Annotated in this window: 11 protein-coding genes, 2 pseudogenes and 1 riboswitch; of the genes and pseudogenes, 8 read left to right on the top strand and 5 right to left on the bottom strand. The window is 37.3% G+C overall.

Features of this window, described 5'->3' with window-relative positions; translation table 11 throughout:
* Positions 1–10 precede the first annotated feature (10 nt).
* Both comGB and comGA read right to left on the bottom strand, forming a co-directional pair.
* Positions 11–1060 (bottom strand): competence type IV pilus assembly protein ComGB, encoded by a 1050-nt coding sequence (gene comGB / locus ACHABU_RS01100; RefSeq protein ID WP_435761391.1) that lies wholly within the window; start codon positions 1058–1060, stop codon positions 11–13.
* Entirely contained in the window at positions 1026–2030 is a 1005-nt protein-coding gene (gene comGA / locus ACHABU_RS01095) for a competence type IV pilus ATPase ComGA (protein WP_435761389.1), read from the bottom strand. Before comGA ends, comGB begins: the two co-directional genes overlap by 35 nt.
* 145 nt (positions 2031–2175) lie before the next feature.
* Here comGA and ACHABU_RS01090 point away from each other — a divergent pair, with 145 nt between their 5' ends.
* On the top strand, positions 2176–2358 hold the full coding sequence (locus ACHABU_RS01090; RefSeq protein WP_435761387.1) for a YqzE family protein: 183 nt from the start codon (positions 2176–2178) through the stop codon (positions 2356–2358).
* A 123-nt stretch (positions 2359–2481) separates the two neighbouring features.
* On the opposite strand, the gene ACHABU_RS01085 is transcribed toward ACHABU_RS01090, so the two are convergent.
* Together ACHABU_RS01085 and ACHABU_RS01080 are read right to left on the bottom strand one after the other, a co-directional pair.
* The gene (locus ACHABU_RS01085; protein ID WP_435761385.1) at positions 2482–3261 is read right to left on the bottom strand and encodes a YqhG family protein; all 780 of its coding nucleotides are present in this window, start codon (positions 3259–3261) and stop codon (positions 2482–2484) included.
* The gene (locus ACHABU_RS01080; protein ID WP_435761383.1) at positions 3248–4909 is read right to left on the bottom strand and encodes a DEAD/DEAH box helicase; all 1662 of its coding nucleotides are present in this window, start codon (positions 4907–4909) and stop codon (positions 3248–3250) included. The genes ACHABU_RS01085 and ACHABU_RS01080 overlap by 14 nt, the downstream gene beginning before the upstream one ends.
* Positions 4910–5044: 135 nt before the next feature.
* Positions 5045–5132, top strand: a riboswitch (glycine riboswitch).
* Positions 5133–5309: 177 nt separating this feature from the next.
* Here ACHABU_RS01080 and gcvT point away from each other — a divergent pair.
* The 3 genes from gcvT to gcvPB are packed head-to-tail and all read left to right on the top strand — an operon-like array spanning position 5310 to position 9239.
* Positions 5310–6425, top strand: coding sequence for a glycine cleavage system aminomethyltransferase GcvT (gene gcvT / locus ACHABU_RS01075; protein WP_435761381.1), 1116 nt, complete (start codon positions 5310–5312; stop codon positions 6423–6425).
* Between the two features lie 14 nt (positions 6426–6439).
* Positions 6440–7789 (top strand): aminomethyl-transferring glycine dehydrogenase subunit GcvPA, encoded by a 1350-nt coding sequence (gene gcvPA, locus ACHABU_RS01070; protein WP_435761379.1) that lies wholly within the window; start codon positions 6440–6442, stop codon positions 7787–7789.
* A complete protein-coding gene (gcvPB, locus tag ACHABU_RS01065) occupies positions 7782–9239 on the top strand; it encodes an aminomethyl-transferring glycine dehydrogenase subunit GcvPB (protein ID WP_435761377.1) in 1458 nt (485 codons plus the stop codon). Before gcvPA ends, gcvPB begins: the two co-directional genes overlap by 8 nt.
* Positions 9240–9282: 43 nt before the next feature.
* On the opposite strand, the gene ACHABU_RS01060 is transcribed toward gcvPB, so the two are convergent.
* Positions 9283–9657 carry a rhodanese-like domain-containing protein gene (locus ACHABU_RS01060; RefSeq protein WP_435762328.1) on the bottom strand — a complete coding sequence of 125 codons (375 nt, stop codon included), beginning with the start codon at positions 9655–9657 and terminating at the stop codon, positions 9283–9285.
* Positions 9658–10048: 391 nt separating this feature from the next.
* Between ACHABU_RS01060 and ACHABU_RS01055 the strand changes: the two are divergent.
* The 4 genes and pseudogenes from ACHABU_RS01055 to mntR form a co-directional block, all read left to right on the top strand.
* Positions 10049–10861, top strand: a pseudogene (locus tag ACHABU_RS01055) (ribonucleotide reductase N-terminal alpha domain-containing protein); the annotation flags it as partial.
* Positions 10862–10950: 89 nt separating this feature from the next.
* Positions 10951–11862, top strand: coding sequence for an endonuclease domain-containing protein (locus tag ACHABU_RS01050; protein WP_435761375.1), 912 nt, complete (start codon positions 10951–10953; stop codon positions 11860–11862).
* Between the two features lie 201 nt (positions 11863–12063).
* A pseudogene (locus tag ACHABU_RS01045) lies at positions 12064–13830 on the top strand (vitamin B12-dependent ribonucleotide reductase); the annotation flags it as partial.
* 150 nt (positions 13831–13980) lie between these two features.
* Positions 13981–14403 (top strand): transcriptional regulator MntR, encoded by a 423-nt coding sequence (mntR, locus tag ACHABU_RS01040; protein ID WP_435761373.1) that lies wholly within the window; start codon positions 13981–13983, stop codon positions 14401–14403.
* Positions 14404–14467 lie beyond the last annotated feature (64 nt).

Genomic DNA, 14467 nt, shown 5'->3' with positions numbered 1-14467 from the left:
TTAACTCCTTCTATATTGTTTTCATTAACTGAAACATCGGCCACATCAATGTTATATAGATAAAAATAATGAAGCTGGCGAGAATCAGAAAAAATACGGGTTGGATTAATGTAATACTTTTTAATATCTTCCTTTGAATTTCTTCCATCAACAGCTCTGAGTATATAGTTAGATCTTTTTCCAAAGCATGCATGTCCGCATTTTTACGGAAAATAGCGGTTAACTGATTTTCCATAAAACTAAATACCGTCAATAAACTTGCGATATGAAGCCCCCTTGATAATTCGGTTGTCATTTGGTTTGCATAATAAGCGATAATGGGTAATTTCTGTTGTTTGGACATATGTTGAAGAATTTCCCGAAATGACATACCGGTTTTTAGAAGGGAGCTAAAATGTGCAGCGAAGTGAAAAGAGGTTTGCAGCTTCAAAAATCTTCTGTAGATGGGGATTGCTCTATATACTTTTATCTGTTTCTCAATTGGTAATCGGTGCTTCGTGAGATTCCATATAACAACCGCAATGACAAATGCTGCACAAAGTAAAGATACGGTGTTACCAAGTAATTCAATAATTACAATTGAAAGCGACACAGTCAAAGATGCTTCTGTACTTGTTTGGAAAAGATCTTGAAAGGAGGGAAGAATACTTGTCTTGATAAAATAGAGTAGCAACATGAAGGCGAAGAATAAAATTAATGGATATCTGGCTACCTGCTGAAATTTCGTTATATATTTTATTCGATGATTATACATGGTAGCACATTTTTCAATGCTTCCTGTTAAATCTCCATTCCCTTGTACAAAATATAAGTAAGAAGTGATAGTAGGATGAAAAGTAGCTTTTTCAAATGCGACATCAATGGTTGATCCTTCCTTCAATGATGTAATAATCACCTCTGTTGTTTGGTACATTTCTTTATCCCATTTTATCGTTTCCAATGCTTCCAATAAGGAATAGCCATTTGTTAATAGACGATGTAGTAAACGAAGAAAGCGGAGTTGTAAATCACTGTTCAACTTCCTGTTACGAATTGAAAATCTCTTCAGAAATGAATCCATATGCAAAAGCCTTCTTTCTTAAATACTCAAATGAATGGAACATTTCTGGTTTCGTATGTTCCTGGCCTTCTATAACGCTTTTTAGAATTTCACCATCCAGCAATTCAAGTATTGCAGCTCTGCGTGTTACATTGTTCATTTGTAAGGGGAGCAATTCTAATGCTGCCACTGCGATTAGGGACTGTTTAAGGTCACTTTCTTCAATCCCCATGTCAAATAATCGGTGAATCGTGCCTGCAGCATTTTTTGCGTGCAGAGTACTTAATACAAGATGTCCTGTCAAAGAAGCTTCAAAAGCAAATCGCGCCGTATACTTATCACGAATTTCTCCCACCATAATAATATCGGGATCATGACGTAGGGCTGCTTTCAGTCCTGTTTGATACGTGATCCCAGCTTTTTCATTTACCTGCACTTGAAGAATGTGTTCCATATTCTTTTCAATTGGGTCTTCCAATGTAATCGTCTGATAGGATTTTTCCTGTAAAATGGATTCCAGAAGTGCATATAGAGCTGTCGTTTTACCACTCCCAGTAGGACCTGTAAACAGAATGATTCCCGCACGGTTGGTAATCCATTTCTTAATTTTATTTAATTGGTTTGGGAAAAGAAATAGTTGTTCCAAAGAGAGTGTCGTGTCCTGTGGGAGAATCCTTATAGCCAGACTTTCTGTATTATTGAGAGGGAGTGTTGAAATTCGCAATGAAAATAATTTGGAATCTGATTTATGCTCAATGGTACCGTTCTGAGGTTTCCTGGATTCACCAATGTCCATTCCAGATATGAATTTATAGTAAGTAAGAAGTAATTGAAACTTTTCCATTCGAATTCTTTTATGGAATATTCGTTTTCCTAGAATGCGGAAATAGATGTCGGTATGATTCTGAAATGGATAGAAGTGAATATCGGAAGCATTTGCTATTAACGAAGCGTTCAGAAGGCTATTAGATAATTTCGCTGCAGGATTCAATAATTTTTCACCTCCTTATAAAATCCAACAAATATTATATTCGACACGTTTTGCTAAATTCCTTCTTCAAATTAAAAAATTTTTGAATATATTTTTTCATAATGCAAAGGATAAGGGTATAACTTAAACATAGGGTGGGCTTCATATGTCAGGAAATGATTATTTAAAATTTATTACCGAGCAGTTGATCTCCTATATGGACTTATCTTCAGAGGAAAAGCAGAAGCGGAAAAAGCGAAAAAAGGATTATCCTATTTATACGAGCAAATGGCTTGGAATGCTCCCATTTACAATAAGAATAATGTTTCAAAAGGAGAATAGCAGATAAACGGGTCTGCTATTCTTTTTCGTTGGCAGATAGAAAAGTATAAAACTTATCTATCTGCATAAGTGCAACTAAGGCACTCGCCCAAAGGCTTGGCGAATGCCTTAGTTTTCTAAACTGGTGGGTTTATAATGCGTCTTCTTTGAGATAAAATATCCCGCCATTGATCATACTTATTGTTATTTTCGGGTCATAACGTTTGGTTAATTCATCTATTTCATTCTTCATTTGTTCCGTTTCCGTCTCTTCTTCGTAAAAGTGTTTCAGTGTTCTAATTTCTTCATCCAGTATTTCCAACGATCTCTCCGCCCATTGATGTTCCTGATTATAAATATAATTCGTTATCACATCCTCAATTCTCAAATAACCACTTCTCAGCTTTATGATAGGAGAGATTGTAAAGCAGAAATCAGATATTTTTGTCTGCAACTGCAGCTCACCCAATTCTGTCATCATATCTAGTTTCATTCTGCCATTCACCAGATGCAGACCGATAGAGAAAACTTCATCTTTTTTATGCTGACCTTGATAACTAACCTTAATATTAGTAACGAGCCATGGATATAGAGGTACCTTGTTTGTTGTATTCACTTTCTGAAACAGTTTTGTGAAACGTTCATTGCTCTTTAAGTTATTCATTATCTGTTGCAGTCTTGGACTTCCAAAATGAATCCATTCACCAGGAATATCACGCTTTTGGGGATTTGTAATCATTGTGAGTTGCATTGGATCACCATCACGTCCAATTTTTTTAATGTAATGCCAATAAAATGGTCGATTCATCAGCTCCCGGTCCATCTGCTCATTCAACTGTATTTTTAATACGCCTTCATTATTGTGGATAATCCCACAATTCTTTGCTGAGAAATAATCACATAAAAATGAATTTAAATTAGTTATTGCCATAAAGCTTCTCCTCAGTTGTATGATGGATTGGTGTACTTTTAATGATGGATGATAGATTATTTAATTTAATTCTCACTTCACCTGAAGAGGTGGATTCGTTGTAAATTGATTCCATTTCTGACTCGATGCTTTGTATATTCAGTTCTGCAAGAATATCGTCCAGATTCCCCACAACTTTTTCAAAGAGGTCGATTTTTTCATACAAGAGATTAAGGATATGTTCTTCAATTGTATTACGGATAACGATATTATAGATATGCACATCCCTTTTTTGACCAAATCGGTGAATACGACCAATTCTTTGTTCCAAACGCATTGGATTCCAAGGAAGGTCATAGTTAATCAAGTGACTGCAGAATTGAAGGTTAATCCCTTCTCCGCCAGCTTCTGTTGCAATGAGCACTTGCGCATGATCCTTGAAAAGCTGTTTCATCCAATCTTTTTTTCCCCGCTTAAATCCACCTCGGAACGGCACAGATGAGATACCATGCTGTTGCAGATACCATTGCAAATAAAATTGGGTCGCTCGATATTCCGTAAATACAATGACCTTCTCACCATCTAATGATTTAATCAATTCTACAATCTTATCTGCTTTTATGTGATGTGGAAGCTGCTCGATCTTGGATAATAAAGGCTTTATTACATTTTCATTGTTTTTCTGTTCCGCGATTTTACTTAATGACATATAGCATGCTTCGCGCGAAGAACAGATCTCTCTTAAATAAGTTATTTTTGAAAAAGTCGAGAATCCTAAAGAAATATTAACCAAGTGGTCGTACACATCGCGACTTGCCTCGGGGAAATCAAGCCAGATTGTTTCAATTTTGCGTTTCGATTCATTAAGATTGGTTGCTTTTCTTGTATTCCTGATCATAACCTTTTGAATCAACTGCTTTAAATATGGATCTTGTTCGAGCTTACTTCGGTCTTTTCCAAATTTATTAATAAACGATTCATAGCTTCCCAAATGTCCAGGTTTTAGAATTGTAATCAAATTAAATATTTCAATCAGACGATTTTGCACGGGGGTTGCGGTTAATAGTAAACAATATTTCTTTTTTAATGCACGGGCAAATTGATAGTTTTTCGTTTTATGATTTTTCAGCTTATGCGCCTCATCAATAAGAATGAAGTCATATTCCATCTCGAGAATCTCACCCTGATTCGGAGGACGTTTTGCAGTATCCAACGAAGAAACAATTACTGAATTATCCTTCCAACTGTAGTTCTTTCGATATGCTACTGCTGGAATATAAAATTTTTCATTCAATTCATTTACCCACTGATTGACAAGGGAAGCCGGAACCAGAATAAGGGCATTACGTACTAAGCCTCGAATCATGTATTCTTTTAAAATGAGTCCTGCTTCGATGGTTTTGCCTAAACCGACCTCGTCGGCCAATATTGCCCTGCCATTCATCCTTTCAATTGCTTGTTGTGCTACTTCGATTTGATGATCTAGAAACTCCATATGTGGAAGATACGCAAGCGAACGCAACCCGTTAAACGATGGGGCAATTGTCGTTAGTTCAGCTTGGTAAGCCATTGAAAAAAGTTCCCAACTGGAAATTTGCTCATCTTTCTCAATGACTGACTCTAGTCGATCTATAAAGGTTAATTCTTTCTCAATGTGAATAGAATCCATATAATAATTCCACTTCCTATTAATAAAATTTGGATTTTACTACAATTTTGTTTCCAATTATGATATAATTCAAAAAGAAATAGATTTTCTTGTTACTGTACATAGTATAACCAAATATGGATTTTTCATCAGCGAATGATTACAAGGGGAGAGCTTACGATTAGTAACGCCGAAGGAGCAAGTTAAGAGCGAATCTCTCAGGCAAAAAGACTCTTGTAGGACGCAACTCTGGAGAGTGTTTACAGTATGTAAACCACCCACGAAGCAAGTATCTGTACGGATTGGCTATTGTTTAAGTGCAGGTATGCAACTTTCTGGTTTAAGGACAGAGATTTCTTCAGTTTGGAAGAGATCTCTATTTTTGTGCATTTTTTTAACTAAAGAACAGGAGCGTGTTGGGATGAGTGAATTGAAACGTACACCTTTATTTCCTGAATATGAAAAACATGGGGCAAAGACGATTGACTTTGGAGGATGGGATCTGCCTGTACAATTTTCCAGCATTAAAAAGGAACATGAGGCAACTCGAACAAAAGCGGGGCTTTTCGATGTATCCCATATGGGTGAAATCTCTGTTCAGGGACAGAAAAGCTTGGAATTTCTGCAACATTTAGTAACCAATGATGTTGCAAAATTAGTTCCCTCTCGTGCACAGTACACGATCATGTGTTATGAAAATGGAGGAACGGTTGATGATCTGATTATTTATATGCTTGCAGTTGACGATTATTTGCTTGTTGTAAATGCAGCAAACACAGAGAAGGATTATGAATGGCTTGTACAAAACAATCAATACAATAGCGATGAGCTTTCCATTACAAACATATCAGATGATTACGTTCAATTGGCACTGCAAGGGCCAGAATCGGAAAAAATACTGCAAAAAGTTACGGAAACAGATTTAAGTGAAATTAAATTTTTTAGATTTATGGATCATGTTTTATTTACAGGTCTGAAGCAGCCTGCAATTGTTTCTCGCACAGGATACACAGGGGAAGACGGATTTGAAATTTATATTGAGAAATCGAAAGGACCCGCATTGTGGAATCTGATTATGGATGCAGGTAATAATACAGGTATTGAACCAATAGGACTTGGCGCCAGAGATACACTTCGTTTTGAAGCAACACTCGCCCTGTATGGTCAAGAATTATCAAAAGATATTACACCTGTTGAAGCTGGTTTGACATTTGCAGTAAAAGTGAATAAAGAAGCAGATTTTATTGGTAAAAATGTATTAAAAGAACAAGTTAGGAATGGGACAACAAGAAAATTGGTAGGAATCGAAATGATTGATAAAGGAATACCGCGTCATGGTTACCCTGTTTGGAAAGATAACGTGGAAATTGGATTTGTCACTTCAGGGACCCAATCACCTACACTGAATAAAAATCTTGGACTCGTATTGATCGATTCACAATTTGCAACAGAAGGTACTGAATTGGAGGTACAGGTAAGAAAACGCACACTTAAAGCTCGAATTGTAAAAACACCATTTTACAAACGAGATAAATAGAGGGGGAACTAGTAATGGAATTTCGTTATTTACCTATGACTGAAACCGACAAACAGGAGATGCTTGATACAATTGGTATTGAGTCAACGGATGAACTTTTCTCAGACATTCCAAACAGCGTACGTTTTCAAGGGGAATTAAATCTGAAGAAACCAGCAAATGAATATGAGTTAAAAAAAGAACTTACTGCGATGGCAAATAAAAATGCAAATTTAAGCGAGTATACTTCCTTCCTAGGTGCAGGAGTATATGACCATTTTATTCCATCTGTCGTGGATCATGTTATTTCACGCTCTGAATTTTATACTGCTTATACACCATATCAGCCAGAAGTCTCTCAAGGGGAACTCCAGGCAATTTTTGAATTTCAGACGATGGTATCCGAATTAACCGGTATGCCTGTAGCCAATTCCTCCATGTATGATGGTGGAACATCACTGGCAGAAGCAGTTAATTTAAGTGCCGCCCAAACGAAAAGAAAAAAAGTACTTGTATCCAAAGCGGTTCACCCAGAATCACGTGCGGTAATTGAAACATATGCAAGAGGTCAAAATGTGGAGATAGTGGAAATTGGATTAAATGACGGTTTAACTGATCTTGATCATTTGGAACAGGAATTGGATGAAACAATTGCAGGTGTTGTTATTCAATACCCTAACTTTTTTGGTCAAATTGAACCACTACAAAAAGTGGAAGAACTAATCAATCAGCAAAAGAAGACAATGTTTATTGTTTCAAGTAATCCATTGGCACTTGGATACCTTACTCCTCCCGGTGAATTTGGTGCAGATATCGTTGTAGGTGATACACAAGTATTCGGTATCCCGGCGCAATTCGGTGGTCCTCACTGTGGATACTTTGCTACTACTGAAAAGTTAATGCGTAAAGTACCTGGTCGCCTTGTTGGTCAAACAAAAGATGAAGACGGCGTCAGAGGATTTGTTTTAACATTGCAAGCTAGGGAGCAGCACATTCGTCGTGATAAAGCCACTTCAAATATTTGCTCCAATCAGGCCTTAAATGCACTTGCAAGTTCTGTTGCAATGAGTTCTATCGGGAAACACGGATTAAAAAAGATGGCAACCTTAAATATGCAAAAAGCAAGGTATGCGAAATCCAGCCTTAAAGAAGCGAATCTTGAAGTCGTATTTGAAAGTCCATTTTTCAATGAATTTGTAGTGAAACTTTCTGATTCGGTCTCTGAAATTAATAAGAAGTTATTTGAAAAGGGTATTATTGGCGGGTATGACCTGGAACGGGATTATCCCGAATTAAAAGGTTATATGTTAGTAGCGGTAACTGAAATTCGCACCAAAGAAGAAATTGATGCATTTGTAAAAGAAATGGGGGATATCAATGGCTAATCAGGATTTTCCATTAATTTTTGAACGCAGTAAAGAAGGAAGAACAAGCTACAGCTTTCCAGAGTGGAATGTCACTGAATTCGATTTGGAATCTGAATTGGAAGAAGTATATATTCGTCAGACTCCACCTGAATTACCGGAAGTAAGCGAACTGGAAATCATGCGCCACTATACAGGACTTTCTAATAGAAACTACGGCGTTGATTCCGGATTTTATCCACTTGGTTCGTGTACGATGAAGTATAACCCGAAAATGAATGAAGATGTTGCGAGATTGGAAGGTTTCAGTCATATACATCCTTATCAGGACCCGAAAACGGTTCAAGGTGCAATGGAAATGCTTTATGATCTGCAAACCTCACTAAAAGAGATTACTGGCATGCATGAAGTTTCCTTGCAATCAGCCGCAGGAGCACATGGGGAATGGACTGCACTTATGATGATTCGGGCCTACCATGAAGCAAATGGAGACTTTAATCGAACGAAGGTTATTGTTCCTGACTCTGCCCACGGTACCAATCCTGCATCGGCTGCGGTAGCTGGTTTTGATGCTGTAACCGTGAAATCAAATGAACAAGGAATAGTCGATTTGGAAGACCTAAAACGGGTCGTTGATAACGATACAGCAGCGCTTATGCTTACAAATCCAAATACACTTGGATTGTTTGAAACAGAAATACTCGAAATGGCTGAAATTGTACATGGAGCAGGCGGTAAACTCTACTATGATGGAGCGAACCTGAATGCAATCATGGGCTATACCCGCCCTGGAGATATGGGCTTTGACGCTGTGCATCTCAATCTCCATAAAACATTTACTGGACCCCATGGTGGTGGTGGACCTGGATCAGGCCCTGTTGGAGTATCCAAAGAACTTGAACCGTTCCTACCTAAACCAGTAATTACAAAAATAGACAATGAATTTATTTTTGAAGATGACAGACCACAATCCATTGGCAGAGTAAAACCATACTATGGTAATTTCGGAATCAATTTACGAGCTTATACGTACATTCGTACAATGGGTGCTGAAGGGCTAAAAAAGGTAAGCGAATATGCAGTACTGAATGCTAATTACATGATGCGTAAATTGGAGAAAGAATATGAATTACCGTATCCACAGCATTGCAAACATGAATTTGTATTATCTGGAAGCAGACAGAAAAAATTAGGAGTACGAACACTTGATATTGCTAAACGTCTGTTGGATTTCAACTACCATCCACCAACAATTTATTTCCCATTAAATGTTGAGGAAGGACTAATGGTCGAACCAACTGAAACGGAATCAAAGGAGACTTTGGATGGTTTTATCGATACCATGCTTGCAATCGCTGAAGAGGTGAAAGACAATCCTGAAATTGTTCAGGAAGCACCTCACAATACAATTGTTAAACGAATGGATGAAACAACAGCAGCAAGAAAACCTATTCTCAGATATAAAAAATAATACCAAGAAAAAGCCCAGGAATAGTAATCCTGGGCTTTTACAATTAGTTTTTCGATTTTATTTTACCAGTCCATTTTTTAAAACCGCCTTTTAGCTGGTAAATATCCTTGTAACCTTTTTTATGCAGTAATTGTGCAGCTCTAGCAGAACGAGAACTACCTTGGCAATAAAGATATACAGGTTTATCCTTGCGCATCTCCACTAAACGCTGTTTCATTTGGCTAACAGGAATGTTTCTTGCTCCAAGGATGTGCCCCCGGTCGAATTCCTGGGGTTCTCTCACATCTATAAGTTGCGCTTTTCGGTAACCTTCCCGGAACTGATCCTCGGTTAGCACCTTTGTGTAATTTCGTTGTCTATAATAGCGGAAAATTCCTACCGCAAGTAAAACAACTACGGCAATAATTAAAAACTCCATTTTACTTCCCCCGTCTGTCCAAAAATGTACATCCTCTATTATATGGTTAGTTTGGTTATATTTCAAAGTTTTTCTCCTTTATTTATACTTATTTACAATTAAAATTGGAAATGACTACAATTGTCGGTTAATATCGAAATAAATCCAGTAATGCAACTAACAAAAATGTGAGATTCCACGTTAAAATCTCTACTTCTCTCTAAATATCTCTAGCATTCTCACGGAATCATAGATTTTTAGCTGTTGACAAATGAGAAATCATTCGTTCCACATACAATATATAGTACTTTACAAAAAAACATATACCATATATTGTTTTATTTTATTTGAATGTGGTATTGTATAACTAGTATAAATTTAAAAGGTAGATATATACAAAAGGAGAGATTGAATGTCGATTGTTGTAAAACCTCAAAATAGGCTGAATGTGGAGGCACTGAATGAGGATATAAAGCTTTTCCCGCCGGTACATCCCATAACAGAGGATATGAATCTAACGCATAAAGGTGTTTCACGCTTGGTGATGCTTGATCGATATGCATTCAAGGATACAGAAAAGAAAACATTAAAAATAGGCGACTTTGTAGTCCTGACAGTAAAAGCAGATCCTAAATTCCCTGCGAGAGGGCTAGGCATCATTGTATCCATTGACTGGAACCAAAATAAGGCAGATGTACAAGTCGATCCCGAGTTCATCTCGGTGCTGGATGATGAAAAGGAATCCGAAACCGGAATTGTGAAACGTTCGCTCGATGTTATTGAAAAACCGTTGGAAGTTTTTTATGAACAAATTGCAAAACGTAATGCAACCGGACTTTCCAGTGTGGAACAGACTGATGAAAGAAAAAAAAAGTGGTTTGAAGAATTCAACAAAGAACTTGTCGATTTGAATTTTATTCCTGCAGGAAGAGTTTTGTACGGAGCAGGAGCAGATACGGATGTAACTTATTTCAACTGTTATGTTATGCCCTATGTTAAAGACTCACGTGAAGGCATTTCCGATCACCGCAAGCAGGTAATGGAAATAATGTCCCGCGGAGGCGGCGTTGGAACAAATGGATCAACTCTACGTCCTAGAAATGCATTGGCAAGAGGAGTGAACGGAAAATCTTCCGGTTCGGTCTCATGGCTGGATGATATTGCAAAACTTACTCATCTAGTGGAACAGGGTGGATCAAGACGTGGTAAACAAGTGTGCCTCGTCTATAAATAAACCTCGTGAATTGCTGGAAACTCTTTAGATTTCAACAATGAATAAACACCTTTGATAGTTAAAAATGGGGTGCTCTATTTATGAAATCATATGACGCTAAAAATCCGCATGCATGTAAGATTTGCGGATACCAAATATCTCATAATAAACAAGGTCGTTTTACTTCTCATTTAAAAGTGCATGGACACACACTGAACAGTTATTTGGTCAAATTCTATTATACTGAAGATGAATTGAAATGTTCTCGTGATACCTGTACTAACTTAGTTAACCTTACAAGAGGCGTCCCGAATAAATACTGTAGTAAGTTTTGTGGTTCGAAAAAGGGCCCATTAACATGTATTTTATGTGGGAATAGTTTTTTAGCTAGAAACCGAAAAACTAAAACTTGTTCGAAGGAATGTGCAAAATCAGTCAAGTCTACTAAGTTTAAACAATGGCACAAATCGATGAGTCCTGAGAAAAAAAGGGAACATTTTAACAACATTATTACTAAGACTGCTAAAACTAGAAGAGTAAATAAAACACCTTCATGGAATAGCGGGAAAACAGGTATATATAGTCAGGAAACGATCGAAAAAATACGAAATTCAACTTTAAAACAAATGCAGTCTCAAAACTTCAGGAAAACGAATATCGAGAAGATAATGGAACGTTTTTTAATCCATAACGATATAAAATATAGATATTCTTTTATCCTTAAACAAAGACAATACGACTTTTTGTTATTAGATTACAATGTGATTGTTGAGTGTGATGGTGATTACTGGCATGCAAATCCTAAATTTTTTCCTATTCCTCAAGATTGGCAAGTAAAAAGACAAGAAACTGACCTTATAAAAAATGAGATAGCCGAGAAAAACGGTTACGTTATATTACGGTTTTGGGAAGATGATATTTTGAATAATTTTCAAACTGTGGAAAGCGCCATATATGACCTATTGGCTAAAACGAAACTGGAAACGGTAAGCGGAAATGCTGAAAAACAATAGGTGGACAAAGACAATCAGCAGCCAAGCTCCTTAAAAGGAGAAGGTTCAACGACCATCGAAAGCACGTCAAGTGACGGAAGTGAGTAGAGTAGAAATCAAGTGATTTCGAAGTGCGAGGACACATATGTAATGTGTAAGATATGGTCTGAACTCTAGGGTAACTTAGAGAGTTGATTTAACGAGTCAACGCAACAATAATTGGCACAAATGATTATGTTAGTCGATTCGCATCCTGATATTATCGAATTTATTATTTCAAAGATGCAAAATTCCAGGATACTTCGCTATCTAATCGAAAATAGTGAAGATGAACAAATCAAACGGTTGGCAGAAGAGAAATTAAAATTTACACCTTTAACAGAAACAGAATTTGATTTATACCAAAGTGTCGTAAATTATAAAGCAATTGCTGGACTGGGAGGTTTCACTGAAGCTGCTATCCGTGAAGCAGACGAAAAACTGCGAATCGGTGGAACATACTCTGTTCACAACTCTGAATTTTTGACCGGTGCAAATATCTCTGTTTGTATTACAAAAGAATTTATGGAAGCAGTTGAAAATGATGAAGTTTACGAGCTTCGCTTCCCAGATGTAGAAAATTACACAAAAGAGGAAATGGATGCTTACAATGAAAAATGGCATGATGTAGGCGATGTACGTAAATGGGAAGAAATGGGCTATGGTGTTCGAGTTTATCGTCGCATAAAAGCAAAAGAATTATGGAATTTGATTAATGTATGTGCGACATACTCAGCAGAACCCGGCATTTTCTATATCGACAATGCAAATGATATGACAAATGCAAAAGCGTATGGAGATCAAGTGGTAGCAACAAATCCGTGTGGCGAACAACCTCTCGCACCTTATTCAGTCTGTAATTTAGCTGCTGTAAACCTAGCTGAAATGGCTGATAAAGATACAAAGAAAGTAAACTTTGAAAAATTAAAACAAACCGTACAAACTGGTGTAAGGATGCAGGATAATGTTATTGATGCTACTCCATACTTTCTGGAGGAAAATAAAAAACAAGCTCTCGGTGAACGTCGCGTTGGCCTTGGCGTGATGGGTATGCATGATTTATTAATCTACTGTGAAACAACTTATGGAACTGAAGAGGGAAATAATCTGGTAGATCAAGTGTTTGAAACCATTGCAACGACTGCTTATCGTACCTCTATTGAAATTGCCAAAGAAAAAGGGAGTTTTCCATTCCTTGTTGGTACTAATGAAGAGGAAACGAAAGCATTACGAGAAGCGTTTATTAACACAGGCTTTATGAAAAAGATGCCAGAAGATATTAGACAGGATGTATTGAGTTATGGAATTCGAAATTCGCATCTGTTGACAGTAGCTCCTACTGGAAGCACTGGAACAATGGTTGGTGTGAGTACAGGTTTGGAACCATATTTCTCTTTTTCCTATTTCCGAAGTGGACGACTTGGTAAATTTATCGAAGTAAAAGCAGATATTGTTCAGGAATATCTGGACAGAAATCCAAATGCACACCCAGACAACTTGCCGGAATGGTTTGTAACTGCAATGGAGTTGGCACCAGAAGCCCACGCAGATACGCAATGTGTTATCCAACGTTGGGTTGATAGTTCGATCTCCAAGACAGTGAATGCGCCTAAAGGGTATACGGTAGATCAAGTCGAAAGTGTATACCAAAGACTATACAACGGTGGAGCAAAAGGCGGCACTGTGTATGTGGATGGTAGTCGTGACTCACAAGTATTGACACTGAAAGCCGAAGAAAATACAGTTGGTGAGCAAACAGAGTTGTTTGCAGACGCAGAGAAACCTAAAGTTGTTTTAATGGACACGATTCAAGAATTAGGAAAAACAAAAGTAACTATCGGCTCTGAAGTCGGCGACACCTGCCCTGTATGTCGAGAGGGAAATGTCGAGGATATTGGTGGTTGTAATACGTGTACGAGTTGTGGAGCACAGCTAAAATGCGGTTTATAATACAGATGGGAGGAAGGACCAGGTTTATTTCAGGTCCTTTTTTCCTTGTTTACGAAATAACTTGAGTTGCTATAGATTTTCATGTATTCTGATAATGAGGAAACAGTTTTGCCCCAGATAAAAAATATTCTTGAAACGAGGAGATTCTTAATGCCTACACCAAGTATGGAAGATTATATAGAACAAATATATAACCTCATAGAATCTAAAGGGTATGCCCGTGTATCTGACATTGCAGAAGCCCTGGCAGTACATCCCTCTTCTGTAACTAAAATGGTTCAGAAACTGGATAAAGATCGATATTTGAACTACGAAAAATACAGGGGATTTGTACTTACTTCCAAAGGGAAGAAAATAGGTGAGCGTTTAGTTTTTAGACACGAACTTCTAGAAGAGTTCCTTGGTATAATCGGCGTGGAGAAGGAAAATATATATGGGGACGTAGAAGGAATCGAACACCATCTAAGTTGGAATTCGATTGATCGAATTGGCGATCTTGTGAACTATTTCAAAACGGATAAGAGAAGAATTGAAGAATTAAAGAAAACAGCAGAAGAAAACGAAAATGAATAATAGAAAAACCATACAATTATGAAATGTGATTGTATGGTTTTTCTATTATTCGGGTTCTAATTTG

Origin of the sequence: Oceanobacillus sp. CF4.6 (assembly GCF_051262635.1) — a bacterium.
In the GTDB taxonomy this organism is placed as follows: Bacteria; Bacillota; Bacilli; order Bacillales; family Amphibacillaceae; genus Oceanobacillus.
The sequence above is the reverse complement of the archived record's forward strand: the minus strand, read 5'-3'. Positions and strand labels throughout refer to the sequence as shown.

Excerpts from the sequence above, each read along its gene's own strand:
- comGB (WP_435761391.1), bottom strand. The coding sequence starts at position 1,060 with ATGGATTCATTTCTGAAGAGATTTTCAATTCGTAACAGGAAGTTGAAC.
- ACHABU_RS01090 (WP_435761387.1), top strand. The coding sequence starts at position 2,176 with ATGTCAGGAAATGATTATTTAAAATTTATTACCGAGCAGTTGATCTCC.
- ACHABU_RS01085 (WP_435761385.1), bottom strand. The coding sequence starts at position 3,261 with ATGGCAATAACTAATTTAAATTCATTTTTATGTGATTATTTCTCAGCA.
- ACHABU_RS01080 (WP_435761383.1), bottom strand. The coding sequence starts at position 4,909 with ATGGATTCTATTCACATTGAGAAAGAATTAACCTTTATAGATCGACTA.
- gcvT (WP_435761381.1), top strand. The coding sequence starts at position 5,310 with ATGAGTGAATTGAAACGTACACCTTTATTTCCTGAATATGAAAAACAT.
- gcvPA (WP_435761379.1), top strand. The coding sequence starts at position 6,440 with ATGGAATTTCGTTATTTACCTATGACTGAAACCGACAAACAGGAGATG.
- gcvPB (WP_435761377.1), top strand. The coding sequence starts at position 7,782 with ATGGCTAATCAGGATTTTCCATTAATTTTTGAACGCAGTAAAGAAGGA.
- ACHABU_RS01060 (WP_435762328.1), bottom strand. The coding sequence starts at position 9,657 with ATGGAGTTTTTAATTATTGCCGTAGTTGTTTTACTTGCGGTAGGAATT.
- ACHABU_RS01050 (WP_435761375.1), top strand. The coding sequence starts at position 10,951 with ATGAAATCATATGACGCTAAAAATCCGCATGCATGTAAGATTTGCGGA.
- mntR (WP_435761373.1), top strand. The coding sequence starts at position 13,981 with ATGCCTACACCAAGTATGGAAGATTATATAGAACAAATATATAACCTC.